The organism is Glaciecola sp. 2405UD65-10 (assembly GCF_048820975.1).
Classification (GTDB): domain Bacteria; phylum Pseudomonadota; class Gammaproteobacteria; order Enterobacterales; family Alteromonadaceae; genus Glaciecola.
The window spans coordinates 766,379-785,447 of record NZ_JBMEUF010000001.1 but is presented as its reverse complement, the minus strand read 5'-3'; the positions used below and the strand labels follow the sequence as shown (position 1 = coordinate 785,447).

Here is a 19,069-nt window from a genome sequence, read left to right as displayed (position 1 = left end):
TATAACTTTACATTTATTTTGTAGGCAATAAAAAACCCGCTCGAATGGCAGGTCTTTAATATAAAACATCAGTTAATTTGCGGTTACATTCACATTGGCTTTAGCAATCACTGTTTTACCAAGCTCTTTTCTCATTTTTTCCTTATCTACTTCTGAAACGAGTGTATTTGAAATACCCTCTTCAAGCCGCTCGATTTTCTCCGAAAACTCGTCAAGTAACTTTTGTTTCATTTTTTCAGATTTCCGCTCCTCTACGGATGAAATACCTAGCTTCAAAATGGTTACCTCACCGATATATAATACAATGTAAATAGCTAAGGGGGAGAATATAATAAGAGTGTCTTTTAGCTTGTCGTCTGGTAACCAAATACCAATTGCAGCAATGACTAAAGTGCTTAATCCTGCCGATGCTGTATCTTTACTGCTAAATGCTTTTTTGAAACTCAACTCTGTTTCTCCGCAACTTCCATTAGTGCAATGGAGGCATCAGCTAGATTTGAGTCTGCGGGAACAGTCGCTTTAAAGGTTTTTCCGTTGTAGCTGTATTTTAAAACAACTTCTTTAATTGGAAAAGCCCACTCCCATAAAGGAATGCTAAGGCGATAAGATACAAAAGCTAGATAAGGGCAGCACATAATTATGCTTATCCATATTAAGCCTTCAATGATAAGTGAGTCGTTTTCTAACATTACTTAATGTACTTTCTCTATGGAATACTTTGTTGCTTCGCTTCCATTAGTATTGCTTATTACAGTTTTTAAATCCACTTCAAATATTTGACCTTTTTTAAACTCTTCTCTTTTAGAGGCTATCCGAGTCCAAAATTCACTATCATTTATTTTTACATTAATCGTCTTATCGTCAAGTTTGATACTCCAGCCAGTGACCTTCTCAAATGAGATAACAGTAAACTCAATATTTTCTCTGTGAACCTTCTCAGAATATAAAGTTAGATCTTTTTTCGGTGGCGCCACAAACATAGCGCGTTTGTCTTTCGTAAACTCAGCAAAAAACTCTTCATTTTCGCCATCCGCTCTGATGTTAGTATCTTTTATAACGACCTTCTCTATGATTGGGTTTTCCATAGGTTTTAATATAAATTCTTCAAGGTTTTTTCTTACTGAGTAATTTTCAACAAGCTTAGCTACCTCAGGAGTAACATCTATTTCTTCATGATCATCGGCAATAATAAAAGTTTTCCCATTGTCTTTCTCTACAACAGTCTCTACTTTACGTTTGTTTAGTCTAAGGAGAAGGGTGATTAAGCTGGGAGCCGTTACTGCGGCAGTGGGAGCCAAAATACCTACAGTTCGCAAGGCTTCGATACCACCGGCATCTAGATAAGCAATAAAATCGACAACAAAAGACCCTGGTTCGTGAGCAGCAACATTAATTTTAGCTCTTGATTCTTCTCCCTGAATCGATTTTAAAGAATTCCTCACTAACTTAGTTAAGTCTTGTAGGCTTCGCCCAAGTGTTTCCGCATCTATTTCGTGGTCGCTCTCATCAGATGATATAAACGAAATTTTAAATTTCGCTTGCTCTTTTTTACTTTCTTCTTTGTCGATAGATTCAATTCCGTTCATTTACTTTCCTTGTTAAAACTTTAAATGTTTTTGAAATTTAGTTGATGTTCGCTTATTCGCTGTAAAATGGTTAACGGTACTTATTTATTTCATCATAGAATGGTTTAAACATTTCTTTTGAATAACTGGCTAGACCTGAATTACCAACATGGTAAATAATATCCTCATAACCATCAGAGGTGTAAACCCTAATTCTAACGTCAGGATCATTCATCATTTTATCTAAAACTTCTATAGGCAAGTAGGCTACAGCTTTGCTTTGGGTAAAGATTGTACCGGCGACTGAGTTATAACCATCATCACTTAGCGAGGTTGGGCCTACATTGAAAGACCTAATGTCACCATCAAAATTAAAATCAATTCTTTTAAAATCCGTATAAGCCCGAGTTCCACTGCTGCCATGCATTTCTAAGATTAGCTTAAAGTGATTTTTATCTGATTCAGTCCAGTATCCAGAGAATTGGGTGCTAGGGGTATTGTAATCATCACCACTAAAGTTATGTGTTTTAGAGATGGTAACCTCAGTAGATTTATCGAACGCGCTCTCAGTGACTCTTACAACGCCAATATCAGCTAGTTTATTCATGGTTGATACGCAACCAGTCATTAATATAGTGAGCGCAAGTAAAGCCGCAGTTGAATATTTTCTCATAGCTAATCCTTTATCTAATTTAGAGGGGTATTAAGTTTTATCTAAATCTACATTTTTTCTAATTAACTGGCAAACGGTATGCAATGCTTCAATTATTTCTTTATCTTTAACTGGATCCAAATTATCCACAACACCCCTGATATTATTAATTTTATCTATTGAAGGGTATTCATTTTTAACTTCGCATACCTTATTAAAGATAGTTTTTGCCTGGGGTTTCTTATCTTTATTTGATTTTAATTTATGGGTGATACTATCAATAAATATTCCATTATCTTCAGTGTCAAATTCAGGGCTTGGTTCCCTTATTGGCATTATATGAGAAAATCCAAAAGCGCTATTAGGTATAGGGGAATCTAAGTATTCTGATATTTTCAATAAATGCCGCTTATGAACTTGGCCGCTCTTTACCCAATCCCCTACAGCCTGTCTTGAAACCCCGCAAATTTCAGCCAAGTGAAGTTTTACTTTGCCTTTTTTAGAAAAGCCTTCTTTAAGCCATTCTGAAATAGCTTTTTCTTCGTAAGTTTGCGCCTGAGTTTTATTCATGCGTCAAATTATGCTTTACAAACACTTAAAATAAAACCAATCTCAGCTTGACACATGTAAAGCTTAGGCTTACATTTAAGGCAGGTATAACAAAAGTCTGACGAGAAATGAAAAAAATTAACAAGTCTGAAATTGCTAAACACTTTGGTGTTAGTCGACAAGCTGTTTATGAGTGGTTTAAAGCGGGTATACCCTCTAATAGAGTTTTGGAGCTTGAGAAAGTAACAGGAACCCCCCGCCATGAGCTTAGACCAGACCTTTACCCACCAGAAGAATATAAAGAAGTTAGTTAACCCAAGCATTTTATAAAAAGGATATTTAATTATGTATGACAACAGAAAACACGTAAGAGATAACAAGGTATTAGTTCGTTTTAACGAAGATGAAATTGAAGCTATACGCGCTTTAGCTGTACTTAAAAGAAAACAAACGGCTGCATTCATATATGAAATGGTGCTTAACCAAGTAAATAAAGAGTGTGATCATTTTAATTCAAAGGTTGTGTAATTGAAGTCACTCAAAGAGCTTGAATTTTCTGATACTCAAATGAGTTACTTTTCTCGTGAAGCATCCGCGCGGGGAATGACTGTAGCTGACTTTATTGAATCTTACACAAGGGCTTATTTACAGAGTATTACAAGTATCAATTCACTTAAAACAGCGCAAATAGTTAGTTTTAAGTCACTCAAAAGTAGCAAACAAGGAAACGAGTAATGATTATTCCAATGGCCCCAGGTACCGAAAGCTTAGCGCGTATCAAATTACTGCTTAGCTTAGGTAAGTTCAACCAGAATACAGAGGATGCTTTATGCCGTTACTTTGTAAATGGAATGGACGTAGAGGGCTGTTGTTTTATATATGACATTCGTCAACCCAATTTAGTAAGAAGTATTAAGCGCCTTAATGAGATTAACGACACTGTACAGAGAATAAAAGATTTAGATTTATATCACTTAACTGATTTAACAAGCCAACAACAAGGAGTTACCCAATGAGTAAGCCGTATGGAAATCGCAGGACTGATTACAGATTATTAGCCTGGTTAAAGAATGTAGGAATTAGCAAACAAGAATTACTAGTAGCTGCAGGTATAGCCAGTCTTATTTCATTTTCATTATTACTTGTTTAGTAGTGCATTTTGAATATGTGGGCCGTCTAATTTTGCTCTGATCCTTTCTTCCGGGGGTAGCGGTTAGGTAGCGGTAAATATTCTAGCCAGGTTTGGTTTTGACCTTATGGCCGGTGGCCCCGCCGGTGGTGATAAAGGGGCAAGTATTTAAAAGGAACCTTATTTTGAAGTATGAAGTAGGCAGGGCAACGAAAGGCAGGTTTAAGTGGGCAGTGTTTATTAATGGTATTGAGGGTTCTTTATTTGAATATAGAGAACAAGCGCAAGCACTGGCTAAACAGCTTAATGAAAAGTTTAAACGTAAGCGTAAATATTAGGTAATAAAAAAGCCCCATCAAAGCGCTGTAACGCTAGGGGCTAATCATTAATAGAGAGGTAAGTATGCAATACAGTAGATTTAAAATCAAGGTGGTGTCAAATGGCTAGAGCAAGAAACATAAAACCATCATTCTTTGATAATGATGAACTAGCAGAGATTAGCGCATTAGGTCGGTTGTTCTTTATTGCCTTATGGACGGTTGCTGACTATAACGGAAATGTTGAATGGAGAGAAAAGAAGTTAAAAGCAAAACTTCTACCATATGATAATTGTGATATTAAAGAAATCGCGATTAATCTAGAGCGCTCTGGATTCATTCGGTTCTATGCCGATAATGATAAAATTTGCTTACATATATGCAATTTCACTAAACATCAAAACCCTCATAAAAATGAAAGGGACAAAGGCGCAGAGTTATCAGTATTTAGCGAAGATAAAGCGCAAGTCATTGATTTAACTACACTCACGATTAATCGCGATTTATCCCGAATAAATACGAAAGACTCTAGTAGTAATCGTGCTGATTCCTTTAACCTGATTCCTGATTCCTTTAACCTGATTCCTGAACCCCTTAACACCGCAAATCAAAATTTGACGGAAACGCCCAATCAAGACAAGGCGCAAATAAAAAATCGCTTTGCTGAGTTTTGGTTAACCTATCCCAAAAAGACCGATAAGAAAAAAGCACTAGCTGCATTCACTAAAATTAAACCAGATGATTTGAAATTCAAACGCATTATGAGCGGATTAGCTAAACAGATTGAATGGAGAAAACAATCAGACGGTGCTTTCAAGCCTGAGTGGAAAAATCCAACCACTTGGTTAAACGGTGAGAATTGGAATGATGAAATACCACCAACACCTCAAGCCGCAAGTAACAGCCTAAGTCGTATAGGACAAACCATGGCAGACCGTCTTGCAAACTTGGAGCTCAACTGATGAACCGCCAAACGTTTAACGTGCAAATTACTGGCTTGTGTGACTACTACCGCCGTGAACTAAGTGATTTAGCTATCAACGTTTATTGGAATGGCCTAAAGGGTATGACTGATAAAGATTTTATCAACGCTGTAGCGCAAGAAGTAGCAACTAACGAGTTCTTTCCAAAGGTGCCGGATATTCTAAAACACGTTACAACCCAGCCAAGGCTTGAAAATAAATCTAAGCTTTCTTGGTGCAATAACACCAGTCAATTACTTGCTCAGTATAGCGAGGGTGCAGCATGAATATTTTAAGCTTATTTGATGGTATGTCATGCGGTCAAATTGCAATTAATAAAATCGGCATTAAGCCGACTGCGTATTATGCCGCTGAGATAGATAAACACGCTATACAAGTAACGCAAGCTAACTACCCTAACACTATTCAGTTAGGCGATGTAACAAAGTGGCGAGATTGGGATATTAACTGGTCAAGTATTGATTTAGTTACAGGTGGCTTCCCTTGCCAAGCGTGGTCTATGGCTGGTAAACAATTGGGCGATAAAGACGAGCGGGGTATGTTGTTTTGGGTAATGCTCGACATTATGTCACACGCTAAAAAATCTAACCCTAAAATCAAATTCTTGATTGAAAACGTGAAAATGAAAAAGGAGTTTGAGGAATATATAACCTTTCACACTGAGCAAGCCCTGGGCGAAGTTAACAAGGTTCCAATCAACTCAGCATTAGTAAGCGCTCAAAACCGCAATCGCTTTTATTGGTGCAATTGGCATGTTGAACAACCAGAAGATAAGGGAATTGTATTAGCTGATATTTTGGGGCTAGGTCATGTTGACCGCGATAAATCGCACTGCCTTGATGCTAGCTACTACAAGGGGGGCAACTTAAAAAGCTACTTTGAGAAAAATAGACGTCAGCTTGTTTTTTTAAATGAAATTAAAGACAGCTACAGAAAGCTAACCCCTATCGAATGCGAGAGATTGCAAACAGTACCAGACAATTACACAAATCATGTAAGCAACACGCAGCGCTACAAAATGCTAGGTAACGGCTGGACGGTTGACGCAATAGCGCACATATACAGTCAAATGGAACTTCCAATACAAGTCTTTGTAAGACAGCTTGATATGTTCGGTGATGCAGCATGAAACCCCAAACATGGACTATTAAACAAGAGTCACATAAATATAAATTAGTTTTAGCGGTTAGCGAGGCTTAATGAAGAAGTGCCCGGTATGTAGAAAGGAGTTCGTGCAGTACAACTCACTGCAGAAAGTATGCTCTGCTAAATGTGAAAAGAAATTAAATATTAAAACGAAAACGCAAAGCACCAAGCAAAAAAAAGAGTTGCGTAAAAATACGTTTAAGTCATTTGGTAAACACACCAAAGAACTACAAGATTTATTTAACACCTGGATAAAGATTAGAGATAAACGAAAAGGCTGCATAACGTGTGATACACCAATAGCCAGTGAATGGCATGCAGGGCACTTTATCTCAGTAGGCGCCAATACAACTTTAAGGTTTGAGCCCAGTAACGTACATAAGCAATGTTCTAAATGCAATATCACGCTAGGAGGTAATAGAAAGATGTATGAAAAGAACCTACCTAAGCGCATCGGCCAAGAACAATACGATTGGTTAATGGGCCCACATGAGGCTAACCATTATTCAGTTAATCAGCTAATAGCACTTAAAACACATTACAAACGATTAATTAAAACAGGTAAGGGCGGTTCTAAATTATGAAAATGGTAATAGGTATTGATCCTGACAGTGAACGCCATGGCGTAGCTATATATATAGGGGGCGAACTTAAAGAACTTAAGCAGTTAACCCTAATTGATTTAATAAAAGAATTTATTGTTGATTTTAGCTTGATTGGTCAACACCCTGTTAAATCTGTTTCTTTCTCTATTGAAGATGTATGTGCTAATAACTTTGTATATGGCCGTAACACTCACCAGAATGTGCGCATTCAATCTAACATCGCAAAAAAGGTAGGGGCTTGTCAGCAATCACAAGTCGAGCTAATAAGAATGCTTAAGCACTTTCGTATTCCCTATAAGCTACATAAGCCTACAAGAAAGAACTGGGCTAAGAACCGTGAACAGTTTGAGCTAGTAACCGGTTGGAGGCATCGAAGTAATGAAGATACACGAAGCGCTGCATACTTTGGTTTTTTAGAAGCGGGTGCATCATCATGAGTAGAGAAGGGAACATTAACGACAACGGCCCTATTAAATCGGGACGTAAAAAAGAAAACCGCAATGCTTACGCTGATAACTATGAGCGCATATTCGGCAAGAAGAAAACTAAGCCGACTGAAGATGTGAAAGGAGAAAAGGCTAATGATTAAAAATTTATGTAGGTTTTTCATTGCCGGAGTGCAAACAGCAATAACTCTAGCTTTAGCATCGTTGTTGGTTTTCTTATTTGGAGTCGCACTAATGGAGATTGGTATATTACGACCAGTTTTATATACCTTATCAATTAGTGCGCTCATTATATTAATAGGTTTTTTAACATTGGAGTTGAAAGAGTCTAAAAAAGAGGTGCTGAAAGGGCTGAATATTTGGAATTTATGAAGTGCAGGATCAAGCAAGGAAGAGAGGAATTTGAAAAGAAGTTAGCTGATATGAAACACCAGATTGGTGATAACAATGATTAACTGGAATGACTTATCCCCTGCACAAAAGCAAGCGCACGAAATCGACCAGCTTAATTGGGATAATGAGCAGTTAATGAGGGTTAGGACAAGAATGAGAATAGTGTTTTATGAGGGGATTTATATCCGTTTCTCTTACTACACAGTAGAAACTAGAAAGATAACTAGGGAATTTAAGGCTAATAAAATAAAAGCGCTTATGGATAATGCAGTTAAATATATTGGGGTTTTAAGCGACCCTTTTGGTATTTATCTAAATCTTTTAAAGGTTGAAAATGAATTAATTATCGACTCCCGCAGAAACGACAATCAACCAAAAACCAATCAATACATAGTTAAGGTGAATGATAATGCCTGATGTTCATGAAGCTATTCCCGCCGGTGGTCTTGTAATTCAAACAGCAAGAAAACATAGAGGATATACGCAAGATGAACTAGCAGCACAATATGGTATTTCAAGGAATACACTTGTTAATTATGAAACTGGTAAAACTGAACCATCTTTTTTAATGGTCTTTGAGATCCTAAAGATGATGAATTACTCCATAGAGGAAATTTATGATTATGCCAATGGTAGAAGACACTAGAACAATAAAGCATGCTAGGGCCGAACTTAGAGCGTGGGGTAAGTTTTGGCAGAGCTATACTATTAACACAGGCGGTTCAAGTTTAATGGCCAGCTTCATTCAAAGCCAAAAGAGCGCGACTAAATACCATAAGCGCCCAAGCGTTAAAATAGATAATAAATGCAAAGGGGTTGATGTTTCATATTCCGCTAGCTGCTCCCCAACAAGGTCAACACCAGGTAATCATAATCAAGATGTATACGTGCCAATAGATTTACGTGCTATTGACGATTTAATTGAAAATATGAAAGTTGAATGCAGACGCGCCTTGTCTCAAAAATACATCAGTAAATTGCCAATTAAGGGCTTTTGGATAGATAAAGCCGAAAGAATTGTTATGAATGAGCTGTAATGCACAATATTTTGGGTTTTTTTGACCGCTTTTTAATGCTTAAATAAGTTAAGGTTGTAAAAGTTAGCTAAACTGTACTTGTGTTCAGTAGATGCAAAACTTACTTCCATTATAATTAATTCATCGACTGGCTATAACGTATTGCAATGGCCGCTTGATTAGCCCTGATTTAACCATCGGGGCTTTTTTATGTCTGGATATAATATGCTTACAATGTACCGTACTAAACACGACACACATTGCTTAAGTGAACTAATCCTGCCTGATGGTCAATTAATTTATGTTCTTGAACGCCCATGGTTAGATAACGAACCTTTCGTGTCATGTGTACCCGCTGGGCAATATATTGTAGATCATGACACTACTGGTCAATTCCGATACTTTGAATTGCAAGACGTACCAGGCAGAACAGAGATAGAGATTCATCCAGCCAATAAGGTTGAACAACTTCAAGGTTGTTTGGCACCTTGTATTGATTTTCACAGAAAAACCAAAACCGCAATTCGTAGTAGAGAAGCATGCGAGTTAATAAAATCATTTTTCTATTCGCATTCTTGGGTATTACATATAATTGAGGTTAACTAATGAGTTGGTTTAGTGATTTATTTACAGGTGGTGCATCTACCTTAGTTGATAGCATTGGTGATGCAGGTGATAAATTATTTACTTCTGATGAAGATAAGCTGAAGCTCAAGAACCAATTAGAAGAACTAAAGCAAAAGCCTCACTTAATGCAAGCCATGGCAAATGTCACATCTGCATCACATAGAAGTGTTTGGGTTGCCGGTGGCCGTCCAGCTTTATTATGGGTTGCTGCATTAGGTTTATTTATGTTCTTTCCTATCCGTTACGCTATTGGCACCTACATATGGGCCAAGCTATCACTACAGGCCAATGAGCTTGTAGCTTATCCGTTTACTGGTAATGGATTAATGGAATTAACAGCAATGCTGTTAGGTTTAGCAGGTATGCGAACTATTGAAAAAATAAAGGGTGTTACAAAGTAATGACTACTTACAATTGGATCATGGTAGGTGTTGTTGCTTTTAATGCTGTATGTGCGTTCGTCGCATTCTTCTTATACAACCCCATTATAGCAAGGCTTAAATCGCTTGAGAGTGAAGCGAAAGATTTAAACTCCACTATTAACGATAATAAATACCATGTTGCAGAGCGCTTTGTTTCTAAGGTTGAGTTGAAAGATTTTATTGATAGAAATGATAAAACCCTAAACGACCTTAACGCTTATTTAAAGACGCTGCTTAAATCATGAAAATACTTATTGTAGATGATAGCCCAATAGACTTATCTATTATTAATGAAACCATTAGTAAGATAGGTGAGGTTACAAAATCATTCGCATGCACCCCAATTGATGCGATTGATATGGCTATCAAGATAAAGCCTGACCTAATTATATTAGATGTAATAATGTCTGGTATGGATGGTGTAGAAGTGGCGGGTAAGTTGGCGCGTTCTTCTGTTACTGCTGATATACCTATTTTATTTATTACAGCCGATGTGTGTGATAAGACAGAGGTAAGTTGTTACCAAGTAGGTTGCATAGACTTCCTTACCAAGCCTATCAATATGCACAGGCTAGTAGAAATCATTACACAGCAATCATTTGTTAATAGTATGAATGAGCTTATCAAATCAAATAGAGAATTTGCTGTCAACTTAATAACAAGACCTAGTGTTAACGATCCTATATTAACTGCATAAGATGTGAATAATAACTGCATAAGTGAATAGCAGTTAGAAATATCACGGTAATATATATTAAATAGTGAATAGGATCTGCATATGCCCTCACGTCCCGCTAAGTGCTGTAGAGTTGCTAAGTGTAAAGAGTTAGTACGTGATCACAGTAACCAAGGCTACTGCTTAAAGCATAAGGATAGAGCTGGTTGGGGTAACAATGAGCGCCTTAAAGGTAACGCTCATGAGCGAGGCTATGACCACAACTGGCGCAAACTTAAAGCGTTAGTGCATCAACGTGATAAACATTTATGTCAATCATGTTTAGCTAAAGGGATAGCTAAGACAGGTACTCACTGCGATCATAAGATACCCAAGCACCAAGGCGGCAAAGACCACCCATCAAACTTACAAACGCTCTGTAGTAAGTGCCACGGACTCAAGACAGCTATTGAAAACAATAATAAAAACAACTACATATAGCATAGAGGGGGGAGGTCAAATCCCTACTACCTTTGGAACGCTATACAGCATCCCAGAGACATTTTTACACCCGCGAAATTAAAAAATTCATGATTTTCTAAAAGGCACGTTATGGCTAGAGGTAGAAAGCCCAAGCCAACTAAGCAAAAGTTGCTGGCTGGTAATCCGGGCAAAAGAGAAATTAACCATAACGAGCCAAACTTTGCGCCCTTAAAAAATATAGCCGTTCCTGAATGGATGGCAGATTTTGAAAATGCTAAGGGCATGTGGGAATGGTTAGCCCCGCGATTATGTAGTGAAGAAATAGTTACCGAAGTTGACTTAGTTAATCTTGAATCTTATTGCATGGCGTACGAGCGTTGGCGAATGGCTGAAATAGAGGTTTGTAAATTAGGTATTGTGGTTGAGGGTTCTCAAGGTGGTTATGTAAAGAACCCAGCATTAACCGCAGTTAATGAAGCTAAGCGTCAAATACAATCTTTCGGGGCCTTATTAGGTTTAGACCCAAGCAGCCGAACACGCTTAATCGGCAAATCTAAAACTAAAAAAGATAATTCATTCGATGGCTTCTAACGGCAATAACTTTGTAAACGCAGCTAACAAGTATGCTAGAGATATTGTTAACGGAAGAATAGAAGTATGCAGATATGTTCGCTTAGCATGTGAGCAGCATATAAACGATTTGGCTAGAGAGAAAAAGCGCGGGTTTAAATATAAGTTTGACCGAGCGGCTGCGCAGCGTGTTTGCGTTTTCATTCAAAAGCTACCGCACACCAAAGGCAAATGGGCCGCTGAGAAAAAGCTTCTTGTGCTTGAGCCTTGGCAGTTATTAATAATATGCATTGTCTTTGGCTGGAAAAGAAAATCAACTAATAAGCGTAGATACCAAACCGTTTATATAGAGGTGCCAAGAAAAAATGGCAAGACTGCTCTTATTGCTGGTATTGGTTTATATATGCTATGCGCTGACGGTGAGTATGGCGCGGAAGTTTATTGCGGTGCAACTACTGAAAAGCAAGCCCTTGAAGTATTTAGGCCGGCTAAGCAGATATGTAAAAAGCTACCTGATTTAGTTGACTACTTCGGTGTAGAGATTAACGCCCAAAACTTAAATAAACCCGCTGATAACTCAAGGTTTGAACCTGTTATTGGTGACCCCGGTGATGGTTCAAGCCCATCATGCGCTATACATGATGAAGTTCACGAACATAAAACATCTGCGCAAATAGATACAATGGATACTGGAATGGGTGCCAGAGAGCAACCTATTCAAGCCTTTATTACAACCTCTGGTTATGACATTGAGGGGCCTTGTTATTCTATCCGTCAAGAAGTCATAGATAATTTAGAGGGTATAAGCCGAAACGAAAAAATGTTCGGTTTAGTTTATACATTAGATCCAGATGATGACTGGACTAAAATCGAATCGGTTAAAAAAGCCAATCCAAATTATGGCGTATCGGTTTCAAAAGAATATTTAGAAACCCAGTTAAAACGAGCAATAGCCAGTAAGCGCAGACAATCACAGTTTAAAACCAAGCATTGTAATATTTGGGTTCAAGCTAAAGATGCATTTATCAACCTTGAAAAGTGGAAAGCTTGTTTTGATGAAACGCTTTCACTTAATGATTTTGCAGGGTGTGAAGCAACCGTTTCACTAGATTTAGCATCAAAGTTAGATTTAACCGCTCGCGTACAAATATTTTATCGGGATATAGAAAGACAGCGCCATTATTACTGCGTTGCCCCATCATTCTATATTCCAGAAGATACCGTTTATTCAAATAGTGAAAACCCTAAATTAGCCGAGCGCTATGAAAAATGGGTAAACATGGGCTTCTTAACACCAACACCAGGTGCAGAGGTAGATTTCAGAGAAGTTAAAGATGAAATCTTAGAGCTTAGAGAATCATTCAAAATAACAAGCATACCAATAGACCCTCATGGAGCTACTGGTATTTCTCATGACTTGTTAGACGAGGGGCTTGAAGTTGTCACAGTTCCTCAGAATTACACGCAAATGACCGCGCCAATGAAAGAGCTAGAAGCCGCAATTGAATCTGGCCGCTTTCACCATGATGGAAACCCTATTATGACTTGGTGCCTTGGCAATATGATTGCCGCAGTTACCCGCGATGAAAAAATGATGCGCCCTGTTAAAGAAAAGCGCGAAAGTAAAATAGACGGTGCAGTTGCATTGGTTATGGCTTTATCAAGAATAATACCTGATCAAGAAGATACTCAATACGATGCACTAAAAGACTTAGAAGATATAAGCGACCTAATTATATGAAGCAAATCATTATTGATATAACTGGCGCACTTGGCCTAATCGCATTCCTTTACGGTGTTTATTTGCAGTACGGCCATTCAATCACGCTTATGTCAGGTGGTGGTGTGGTGGTGTTATGGGCCCTAATCAAAAGTAAGGCTAAATAATGTTATTTGATTTATTTGAGGGGCGTTCAAGTATTGAAAACCCTAATACACCGCTTTCAGGTGAAGAGCTTAGTAACTATATAGAAGGTGTAACTGGTGGTTCTGTTTCGGTGGAAGCCGGAATGAAGTTGGCCGCTGTTCACTCTTGTATTTACATCTTATCTTCAAGTATTGCTCAATTACCGCTGCACGTACTTCGAGTAAAAGACAATAAGGTTGAAAAGGCAACAGATCACCCCGCTTACTACTTATTGCATGACGATTCAAACTACTGGCAGTCTAGCTATGATTGGCGCGAAACTAAGCAAAGCCATGTAGCCGGTTGGGGCAATGGTTATACAAGGCTAATAAGAAATAATAAAGGTGAGTTGATTGAACTACGCCCAGCCATGCCTTGGGAAACATCGCTAATTAAAACGGCTAACCGTTGGACTTATGCAGTTGACGATAGCGAAGAGGGGGCTTTAGCGGTTAACCCTGACGATATGATGCATGTAAGAGCGCTAGGCTCTAAGGGCCGTATAGGTTCAAGTATCATTCGCCAACATGCCGACACCATAGGTTTAGGTATTTCTGCATTAAGTTACGGCAATCAATTCTTTGGCGGTGGCGGTAGACCTACCGGCTTAGTTACCACTAAAGGCGCTTTAAATACAGATTCTTGGGGCAGACTCAAAGAGATTTGGAAAAAATCAGCGACAGCTTTAAAAACATCTGAAAACAAAACGTTACTTCTACCGCATGATCTTGATTACAAATCATTGACGGTTCCACCAGAAGAAGCCCAATTTTTAGAAACACGTAAATTTAACCGCTCTGAAATTGCCGGTTTATTTAACGTACCCGCTCACATGATTAACGATTTAGAAAAAGCCACTTTTTCAAACATATCAGAGCAAGCCATTCAATTTGTTCGACACACTGTAATGCCTTGGGTTGTTAAGTGGGAGCAAGAAGCTAATCGTAAAATATTTACTAAAGCCGAAAGAATGGCCGGTTACTACTGCAAGTTTAACCTTGCTGGCTTACTGCGCGGAACGCCCAAAGAACGTGCTGAATTTTATCATTACGGCATAACTGATGGTTGGATGAATAGAAATGAAGCGCGCGTGTTTGAGGAAATGAACCCAGAAGAGGGCTTAAACGAATTCTTAGTGTCAGTGAACGCTTCGCAACCCGCAACAAATACAGGTGAAAACGATGAGTGAATATGAAAAGCGCTTTTTTCAGTGCGAGGTTCGCGCCCAAAATGAAGAAGAAACAACAAAAATAACAGGCTTTGGTTCTGTATTTAACAAGCGAAGTGAAAACCTTGGCGGCTTTAGAGAAATAATCGCCCCCGGTGCTTTTGATAATGTACTTGAAGATGATGTAAGAGCATTCTTTAATCATGATCATAACTTTATTTTAGGGCGAACCACTAGCGGCACCTTGCGCCTTTCAGTTAATGAAGAGGGCCTGGCCTACGAAATTGACGCACCACAAACACAAACCATTCGTGATTTAGTTTTAGCGCCTATGGGCCGTGGTGACGTCAACCAAAGTTCTTTTGCTTTTCGCGTTGCACAAAATGGTGAAGAGTGGGAGGAAGATGACGAGGGCGTTATTGTTCGAACCATCACTAAAATGCAAAGACTTTTCGATGTAAGCCCGGTATCAATGCCAGCTTATCCCGATGCTGGCTCTGCTGTGCGCTCACTTAACGCATGGAAAGAGGCGCGCGAATCAGGCGCTATTAAAAAAGCAGTAAATAACAAAGCTGCTAGAGAACGATTTTTAGAACTAATTAAGAATTGATCAAACTGGTTTTTAACACACCCGCCGCAGCGCGGGTTTTTTTGTAACTAAAAAAAGGTAAGTACCTATGAAACTGCATGAACTTCGCCAAAAGCGAACTACAATTGCTACACAAATGCGCGCGCTGCATGAAGATATTGCTGATAATGCGTGGAATGATGAACAACGTACCAAATGGGACGGTATGACCGGTGAGCTAGATAAACTTGATGAGCAAATTAAACGCTCTGAGACTATCCAAGCTAACGATCAGCTTTATGTTGAAGATACCCATGAAGAGCGTTCAAGTGCAAACCTTGATAACGATGAAGTAAACCTAGACAAGCGTTATCAAGAAGCCTTTGATACTTTTGTTAGAAATGGCGGCTCTGAGTTAACAGGCGAACAGCGCAAGTTAATGAACGAAACACGCGCCCAGTCTGTAGGCACAGATGCTAAAGGCGGTTATACCGTTCCGGTTGAATTCCGTAATGAAGTTATTGAGAAAATGAAGTCATACGGCGGCCTTGCTTCTGTATGTCAAATTCTAAATACCATCAATGGCCAAACTATTGAATGGGCAACTACTGACGGGACATCAGAAGAAGGTGAATTACTGGGTGAAAACGCAGAAGCATCAGAAGAAGATGTTACTTTTGGTACTGAAAACTTAGGCGCTAAAAAGTTAAGCTCTAAAATCATTCGTATTTCTAATGAATTACTAAATGATAGCGGTGTATCTATTGAAGCGCTTCTTACTGGTCGTATTGCTTCTCGCTTAGGTCGTGGGGAATCAAAGTATGCTGTTCAAGGCACAGGCGCAGGCTTGCAGCCTAAAGGTTTAAACACATCTGTTACATTGAGCCAAGCAGCCGCAGCAAGCGCAGCTATCACCTATTCGGATTTGATGAACCTTAAACATAAGGTTGACCCATCATACAGAAATGGGCCAAGTGTTCGTTTTGGTTTTAATGACAACACATTTAAAGCTATCAAGTTACTTAAAGATTCTCAAAACCGCCCTTTATGGTTGCCATCAATCGCTGGCGTTGCACCTTCAACTATTGATGGTGACGAGTTCTTTATTGACCAGGCTATTGAAGATATTGGTACAGGTAATAGCTCAGCGTTTTACGGTGACTTTAACCGCTTTATTCTTCGTCGCGTTCAGTACATGACACTTAAGCGTCTTGTTGAACGTTATGCTGAGTTCGATCAAACCGGCTTCCTTGCTTTCCACCGTTTTGACACTGTTCTTGAAGATACAAGTGCAATCGGCAAGTTACAACACGCATAAGCCGGTGGGGTAACTCACTAAATTTAAAAAGGCGGGGTTTCCCGCCATTTTTTTAGGTTCAAATAATGAAAATTAAAATTTTACAGTCAATGGTTGGTATCGACTTTGAATTATTCCCTGGTGACGTTGTGGATACATCAAACAAAGATTCTGATTTAACCGTTGATGATGCTAACCGTTTAATTGAAGCGGGTATTGCTGAAAAAGCGGCAGTTAAAGCGAAAGTGGCAACAAAGGCAGAAAAATAGTGATTACGATCAGCCAGTGCAGAATTCAATGTAATTTGCTTGAAGATGAAGTGGAGTACGATCCTTGGTTTAAGCAAACAATCCCCGCTGCTGTGGCGTTTCTTTCAAACACTATCAATAGAAAAATTTACGAATCAGAAGATAGCCTTTTAGCTGATGTTAACGCGCCTGAATCAGCAATGGTCATTACTGATGATTTGAAATTAGCGCTTCTAATGCTGATTGGGCATTGGTTTCTTAATAGGGAATCAACCAGCGCCATAAATCTTAATGAAGTCCCTATGGGATTTGAAGAAATCACCAACCCTTACAGGATTATAAATTTATGATCTTATCTGGCCGATTAAAAAAGCACCTTTTATTTTCAGAGGTCATCAAAACTAGAAATGAATATAACGAGACTATTGAAACGCTATCAAGCATTTTAAGTACTCGTGGCGAACCTGTTAGTTCAGAAGTATCAAAGGGTATTACATCTGATGGTAGCGATCATCAAAAAGTATCTGTATTTAGAATTAGATACAACCGGAGAGTAAAAGAGGGCTTAATCATTACAGTTGATGGCCAGAACTTTGAAATTACCAGTATTGACGCAACCGATCCCACTCAGCGCGAAATGTTAATAGATGCCGTCAACTACATACAAGACTAGCGGCTTAAAAAACCTAGAACAAGCCATAGCTGAACTTGGCAAGCAATCAGGGTTTAAGGTGCTTACAGGTGCTATGCGGGACGCAGCTAAACCAATTATAAAAGCTTCTAGGGATAATGCACCTAAAGGTAATACAGGCAAATTAAAAAAAGGTATTCGGTCACAGGTTTTCAGAGGAAAAGGGAAATCTGATAGCGTCGCCACTCTTCATGTTGGATTTCATCGCCAAACATCTTGGTACGGCCAAATACTTGAGCGTGGAGCAAAAAAGCACACCATAAAGCCCAGGGCAAAAGGCGGTAAAAAAGTACTTAAGATAAACGGCTCTTACCGTTCATCAACAAACCATCCAGGCACTAAAAGCTACCCAATGCTTAAACAAGCATTTGACGCACAACATAAAAACGCAATCAAAATTCTTAAACAGCGTTTAAAAGAGCGAATTATATTAGAGGCTGTAAAGAAATATGGAAAAAGCGCTAGGTAATATACTTACAAACAACACTGATTTGTACTCAGCAGTTAAAGGCCAAATATCGCCATTAAAGCGCGATGGATACCCAAGTGTAACGTATGAAAAAACAGGCCGAGAGGAAGATATAGATATCTCAGGCAACGGCACCGGCATTGTAAGAACATCTTTCACTATTACAGCTAGGGCAACCACTTACACAGCAGCTAAACAGATTTCAGAAATTATTAAGCGCTCAGTTAAGGGGCCATACACCCAAATAACAGAGCCTAAAATTTATTTATCAGTATTGGAGGATGAAAAAGAGGACCAACTTTTAGACCCCGACATTACTGAAATATCAATAGATTACACATTCCACCATACAGCCGCTTAAAGCGGCTTTTTTAATGAGGTTTTACAATGACTACTAGCATGATTGCAGGAACTAAACTTGAGTATTCTGTAGATGAAGGCACAACCTTTATAGAAATTTTAGGCGTTCCAGAAGTGCCGGAATTTCGAGAAGAAAAAGGCGAGCGCGAAGTTACCACAATTCGAGATACTACCCGCCAATATGACGAAGAGATGGAATCACCAACTGAAGTTACCTTAACTGCTAACTACTTAAAAGCCGATTCTTCTCAACTTGCATTTAGAGCGCTAGCGAGCAATGGCGGTGCATGTATTATTCGCGCTACTTATAGCGATGGCGATATAGCCGAGGCACCAATTAAACTTAAAAACTACGGTATTAATGGCGGTGACGCACCAAGCACTAAGCAATGGTCTTGTGTGATGCGCAGAACTGGCAGTATTACGTTTACTGAGGCCACTTCATAATGGACTTAGTTAAGCGACTTCTAAAGCATAAGGAAAAAACGCTTTCAGAAACCGTAAACACTAAAACCCTGGGCAAGGTTCAACTCTTGCCACTTTATATGTCACATCGAAGTGAGTTCCACAAAAAAGACCTAGTAGAAGGGGAGCGCAATTTCTTATTGCTAATGATTGCGTTATCCGCTGCGGAAGATGGGCAAAGACTAGTTGATTCACTTTCTATTGACGAAGTTATCAGCATGTTTGATGTACTAGGCCAAAGTAAGGACGGACTAGAGGACTTGTACACGCTATACAAAGCCGCTAACAACCTTTCTAAAGTCACTGTAGATGATGTTGAGGAAGCCAAAAAAAACTAAC

39 protein-coding genes are annotated in these 19,069 nt (G+C 38.9%); 34 read left to right on the top strand and 5 right to left on the bottom strand.

Going from position 1 to position 19,069, the window contains the following annotated elements; translation table 11 throughout:
- Positions 1 to 72: 72 nt before the first annotated feature.
- From ACOI22_RS03535 to ACOI22_RS03515, 5 genes are all read right to left on the bottom strand, one after another.
- On the bottom strand, positions 73 to 447 hold the full coding sequence (locus ACOI22_RS03535) for a hypothetical protein (RefSeq protein WP_420670270.1): 375 nt from the start codon (positions 445 to 447) through the stop codon (positions 73 to 75).
- Positions 444 to 689: a hypothetical protein gene (locus ACOI22_RS03530; RefSeq protein WP_420670267.1), complete on the bottom strand. Its 246-nt coding sequence runs from the start codon at positions 687 to 689 to the stop codon at positions 444 to 446. The genes ACOI22_RS03535 and ACOI22_RS03530 overlap by 4 nt, the downstream gene beginning before the upstream one ends.
- 3 nt (positions 690 to 692) lie before the next feature.
- Entirely contained in the window at positions 693 to 1,586 is an 894-nt protein-coding gene (locus tag ACOI22_RS03525) for a hypothetical protein (RefSeq protein ID WP_420670265.1), read from the bottom strand.
- A 70-nt stretch (positions 1,587 to 1,656) separates the two neighbouring features.
- Complete coding sequence (locus ACOI22_RS03520; protein ID WP_420670263.1) at positions 1,657 to 2,238, bottom strand: hypothetical protein; 582 nt, start codon at positions 2,236 to 2,238, stop codon at positions 1,657 to 1,659.
- Positions 2,239 to 2,268: 30 nt separating this feature from the next.
- Positions 2,269 to 2,787: a hypothetical protein gene (locus ACOI22_RS03515; protein ID WP_420670261.1), complete on the bottom strand. Its 519-nt coding sequence runs from the start codon at positions 2,785 to 2,787 to the stop codon at positions 2,269 to 2,271.
- A gap of 107 nt (positions 2,788 to 2,894) precedes the next feature.
- Between ACOI22_RS03515 and ACOI22_RS03510 the strand changes: the two genes are divergently transcribed.
- From ACOI22_RS03510 to ACOI22_RS03345, 34 genes are all read left to right on the top strand, one after another.
- Positions 2,895 to 3,080, top strand: coding sequence for a YdaS family helix-turn-helix protein (locus ACOI22_RS03510; protein ID WP_420670259.1), 186 nt, complete (start codon positions 2,895 to 2,897; stop codon positions 3,078 to 3,080).
- 31 nt (positions 3,081 to 3,111) lie between these two features.
- Positions 3,112 to 3,294 carry a hypothetical protein gene (locus ACOI22_RS03505; protein WP_420670257.1) on the top strand — a complete coding sequence of 61 codons (183 nt, stop codon included), beginning with the start codon at positions 3,112 to 3,114 and terminating at the stop codon, positions 3,292 to 3,294.
- Positions 3,295 to 3,501, top strand: coding sequence for a hypothetical protein (locus tag ACOI22_RS03500; RefSeq protein ID WP_420670255.1), 207 nt, complete (start codon positions 3,295 to 3,297; stop codon positions 3,499 to 3,501). It begins immediately after the preceding gene.
- Positions 3,501 to 3,782 carry a hypothetical protein gene (locus ACOI22_RS03495; RefSeq protein ID WP_420670253.1) on the top strand — a complete coding sequence of 94 codons (282 nt, stop codon included), beginning with the start codon at positions 3,501 to 3,503 and terminating at the stop codon, positions 3,780 to 3,782. Before ACOI22_RS03500 ends, ACOI22_RS03495 begins: the two co-directional genes overlap by 1 nt.
- Positions 3,779 to 3,916 carry a hypothetical protein gene (locus ACOI22_RS03490; RefSeq protein WP_420670251.1) on the top strand — a complete coding sequence of 46 codons (138 nt, stop codon included), beginning with the start codon at positions 3,779 to 3,781 and terminating at the stop codon, positions 3,914 to 3,916. The genes ACOI22_RS03495 and ACOI22_RS03490 overlap by 4 nt, the downstream gene beginning before the upstream one ends.
- Before the next feature lie 164 nt (positions 3,917 to 4,080).
- Positions 4,081 to 4,233, top strand: coding sequence for a hypothetical protein (locus tag ACOI22_RS03485; protein WP_420670248.1), 153 nt, complete (start codon positions 4,081 to 4,083; stop codon positions 4,231 to 4,233).
- Between the two features lie 101 nt (positions 4,234 to 4,334).
- Complete coding sequence (locus ACOI22_RS03480; protein WP_420670246.1) at positions 4,335 to 5,174, top strand: hypothetical protein; 840 nt, start codon at positions 4,335 to 4,337, stop codon at positions 5,172 to 5,174.
- Positions 5,174 to 5,461: a hypothetical protein gene (locus tag ACOI22_RS03475; protein ID WP_420670244.1), complete on the top strand. Its 288-nt coding sequence runs from the start codon at positions 5,174 to 5,176 to the stop codon at positions 5,459 to 5,461. The genes ACOI22_RS03480 and ACOI22_RS03475 overlap by 1 nt, the downstream gene beginning before the upstream one ends.
- Complete coding sequence (locus ACOI22_RS03470) at positions 5,458 to 6,324, top strand: DNA cytosine methyltransferase (protein ID WP_420670241.1); 867 nt, start codon at positions 5,458 to 5,460, stop codon at positions 6,322 to 6,324. The genes ACOI22_RS03475 and ACOI22_RS03470 overlap by 4 nt, the downstream gene beginning before the upstream one ends.
- A 70-nt stretch (positions 6,325 to 6,394) precedes the next feature.
- Entirely contained in the window at positions 6,395 to 6,925 is a 531-nt protein-coding gene (locus ACOI22_RS03465) for a recombination protein NinG (RefSeq protein ID WP_420670239.1), read from the top strand.
- Positions 6,922 to 7,383 carry a hypothetical protein gene (locus ACOI22_RS03460; RefSeq protein WP_420670237.1) on the top strand — a complete coding sequence of 154 codons (462 nt, stop codon included), beginning with the start codon at positions 6,922 to 6,924 and terminating at the stop codon, positions 7,381 to 7,383. Before ACOI22_RS03465 ends, ACOI22_RS03460 begins: the two co-directional genes overlap by 4 nt.
- On the top strand, positions 7,380 to 7,535 hold the full coding sequence (locus ACOI22_RS03455) for a hypothetical protein (protein ID WP_420670235.1): 156 nt from the start codon (positions 7,380 to 7,382) through the stop codon (positions 7,533 to 7,535). Before ACOI22_RS03460 ends, ACOI22_RS03455 begins: the two co-directional genes overlap by 4 nt.
- Positions 7,528 to 7,764 (top strand): hypothetical protein, encoded by a 237-nt coding sequence (locus ACOI22_RS03450; protein WP_420670233.1) that lies wholly within the window; start codon positions 7,528 to 7,530, stop codon positions 7,762 to 7,764. Before ACOI22_RS03455 ends, ACOI22_RS03450 begins: the two co-directional genes overlap by 8 nt.
- 75 nt (positions 7,765 to 7,839) lie before the next feature.
- Complete coding sequence (locus ACOI22_RS03445) at positions 7,840 to 8,202, top strand: hypothetical protein (RefSeq protein ID WP_420670231.1); 363 nt, start codon at positions 7,840 to 7,842, stop codon at positions 8,200 to 8,202.
- Positions 8,195 to 8,431, top strand: a complete 237-nt coding sequence (locus ACOI22_RS03440) for a helix-turn-helix transcriptional regulator (protein ID WP_420670229.1) — start codon at positions 8,195 to 8,197, stop codon at positions 8,429 to 8,431. Before ACOI22_RS03445 ends, ACOI22_RS03440 begins: the two co-directional genes overlap by 8 nt.
- Positions 8,403 to 8,822 carry a hypothetical protein gene (locus ACOI22_RS03435; protein WP_420670227.1) on the top strand — a complete coding sequence of 140 codons (420 nt, stop codon included), beginning with the start codon at positions 8,403 to 8,405 and terminating at the stop codon, positions 8,820 to 8,822. The genes ACOI22_RS03440 and ACOI22_RS03435 overlap by 29 nt, the downstream gene beginning before the upstream one ends.
- 204 nt (positions 8,823 to 9,026) lie before the next feature.
- Complete coding sequence (locus ACOI22_RS03430) at positions 9,027 to 9,407, top strand: DUF5675 family protein (protein WP_420670225.1); 381 nt, start codon at positions 9,027 to 9,029, stop codon at positions 9,405 to 9,407.
- Entirely contained in the window at positions 9,407 to 9,829 is a 423-nt protein-coding gene (locus ACOI22_RS03425) for a hypothetical protein (RefSeq protein WP_420670223.1), read from the top strand. The genes ACOI22_RS03430 and ACOI22_RS03425 overlap by 1 nt, the downstream gene beginning before the upstream one ends.
- Complete coding sequence (locus ACOI22_RS03420) at positions 9,829 to 10,095, top strand: hypothetical protein (RefSeq protein ID WP_420670221.1); 267 nt, start codon at positions 9,829 to 9,831, stop codon at positions 10,093 to 10,095. Before ACOI22_RS03425 ends, ACOI22_RS03420 begins: the two co-directional genes overlap by 1 nt.
- Entirely contained in the window at positions 10,092 to 10,547 is a 456-nt protein-coding gene (locus tag ACOI22_RS03415) for a response regulator (RefSeq protein WP_420670218.1), read from the top strand. The genes ACOI22_RS03420 and ACOI22_RS03415 overlap by 4 nt, the downstream gene beginning before the upstream one ends.
- A gap of 81 nt (positions 10,548 to 10,628) precedes the next feature.
- Positions 10,629 to 11,006: an HNH endonuclease gene (locus tag ACOI22_RS03410; RefSeq protein WP_420670216.1), complete on the top strand. Its 378-nt coding sequence runs from the start codon at positions 10,629 to 10,631 to the stop codon at positions 11,004 to 11,006.
- Positions 11,007 to 11,117: 111 nt separating this feature from the next.
- Entirely contained in the window at positions 11,118 to 11,579 is a 462-nt protein-coding gene (locus tag ACOI22_RS03405) for a phage terminase small subunit P27 family (protein WP_420670214.1), read from the top strand.
- On the top strand, positions 11,569 to 13,299 hold the full coding sequence (locus ACOI22_RS03400) for a terminase large subunit (RefSeq protein WP_420670212.1): 1,731 nt from the start codon (positions 11,569 to 11,571) through the stop codon (positions 13,297 to 13,299). The genes ACOI22_RS03405 and ACOI22_RS03400 overlap by 11 nt, the downstream gene beginning before the upstream one ends.
- Entirely contained in the window at positions 13,296 to 13,445 is a 150-nt protein-coding gene (locus tag ACOI22_RS03395) for a hypothetical protein (protein WP_420670210.1), read from the top strand. The genes ACOI22_RS03400 and ACOI22_RS03395 overlap by 4 nt, the downstream gene beginning before the upstream one ends.
- On the top strand, positions 13,445 to 14,653 hold the full coding sequence (locus ACOI22_RS03390) for a phage portal protein (RefSeq protein WP_420670208.1): 1,209 nt from the start codon (positions 13,445 to 13,447) through the stop codon (positions 14,651 to 14,653). Before ACOI22_RS03395 ends, ACOI22_RS03390 begins: the two co-directional genes overlap by 1 nt.
- Positions 14,646 to 15,242 carry an HK97 family phage prohead protease gene (locus ACOI22_RS03385; protein ID WP_420670206.1) on the top strand — a complete coding sequence of 199 codons (597 nt, stop codon included), beginning with the start codon at positions 14,646 to 14,648 and terminating at the stop codon, positions 15,240 to 15,242. Before ACOI22_RS03390 ends, ACOI22_RS03385 begins: the two co-directional genes overlap by 8 nt.
- Before the next feature lie 67 nt (positions 15,243 to 15,309).
- On the top strand, positions 15,310 to 16,518 hold the full coding sequence (locus ACOI22_RS03380) for a phage major capsid protein (protein ID WP_420670203.1): 1,209 nt from the start codon (positions 15,310 to 15,312) through the stop codon (positions 16,516 to 16,518).
- A 65-nt stretch (positions 16,519 to 16,583) separates the two neighbouring features.
- Positions 16,584 to 16,766 carry a hypothetical protein gene (locus ACOI22_RS03375; RefSeq protein ID WP_420670201.1) on the top strand — a complete coding sequence of 61 codons (183 nt, stop codon included), beginning with the start codon at positions 16,584 to 16,586 and terminating at the stop codon, positions 16,764 to 16,766.
- The gene (locus ACOI22_RS03370) at positions 16,766 to 17,095 is read left to right on the top strand and encodes a head-tail connector protein (RefSeq protein WP_420670199.1); all 330 of its coding nucleotides are present in this window, start codon (positions 16,766 to 16,768) and stop codon (positions 17,093 to 17,095) included. Before ACOI22_RS03375 ends, ACOI22_RS03370 begins: the two co-directional genes overlap by 1 nt.
- On the top strand, positions 17,092 to 17,418 hold the full coding sequence (locus tag ACOI22_RS03365) for a head-tail adaptor protein (protein WP_420670197.1): 327 nt from the start codon (positions 17,092 to 17,094) through the stop codon (positions 17,416 to 17,418). The genes ACOI22_RS03370 and ACOI22_RS03365 overlap by 4 nt, the downstream gene beginning before the upstream one ends.
- The gene (locus ACOI22_RS03360) at positions 17,393 to 17,905 is read left to right on the top strand and encodes an HK97-gp10 family putative phage morphogenesis protein (RefSeq protein ID WP_420670195.1); all 513 of its coding nucleotides are present in this window, start codon (positions 17,393 to 17,395) and stop codon (positions 17,903 to 17,905) included. The genes ACOI22_RS03365 and ACOI22_RS03360 overlap by 26 nt, the downstream gene beginning before the upstream one ends.
- Positions 17,886 to 18,266 (top strand): hypothetical protein, encoded by a 381-nt coding sequence (locus ACOI22_RS03355; protein WP_420670193.1) that lies wholly within the window; start codon positions 17,886 to 17,888, stop codon positions 18,264 to 18,266. Before ACOI22_RS03360 ends, ACOI22_RS03355 begins: the two co-directional genes overlap by 20 nt.
- A 26-nt stretch (positions 18,267 to 18,292) precedes the next feature.
- Positions 18,293 to 18,712 (top strand): hypothetical protein, encoded by a 420-nt coding sequence (locus ACOI22_RS03350; protein WP_420670191.1) that lies wholly within the window; start codon positions 18,293 to 18,295, stop codon positions 18,710 to 18,712.
- Positions 18,712 to 19,068: a hypothetical protein gene (locus ACOI22_RS03345; protein WP_420670189.1), complete on the top strand. Its 357-nt coding sequence runs from the start codon at positions 18,712 to 18,714 to the stop codon at positions 19,066 to 19,068. The genes ACOI22_RS03350 and ACOI22_RS03345 overlap by 1 nt, the downstream gene beginning before the upstream one ends.
- The last annotated feature ends 1 nt before the right edge of the window (position 19,069 follow it).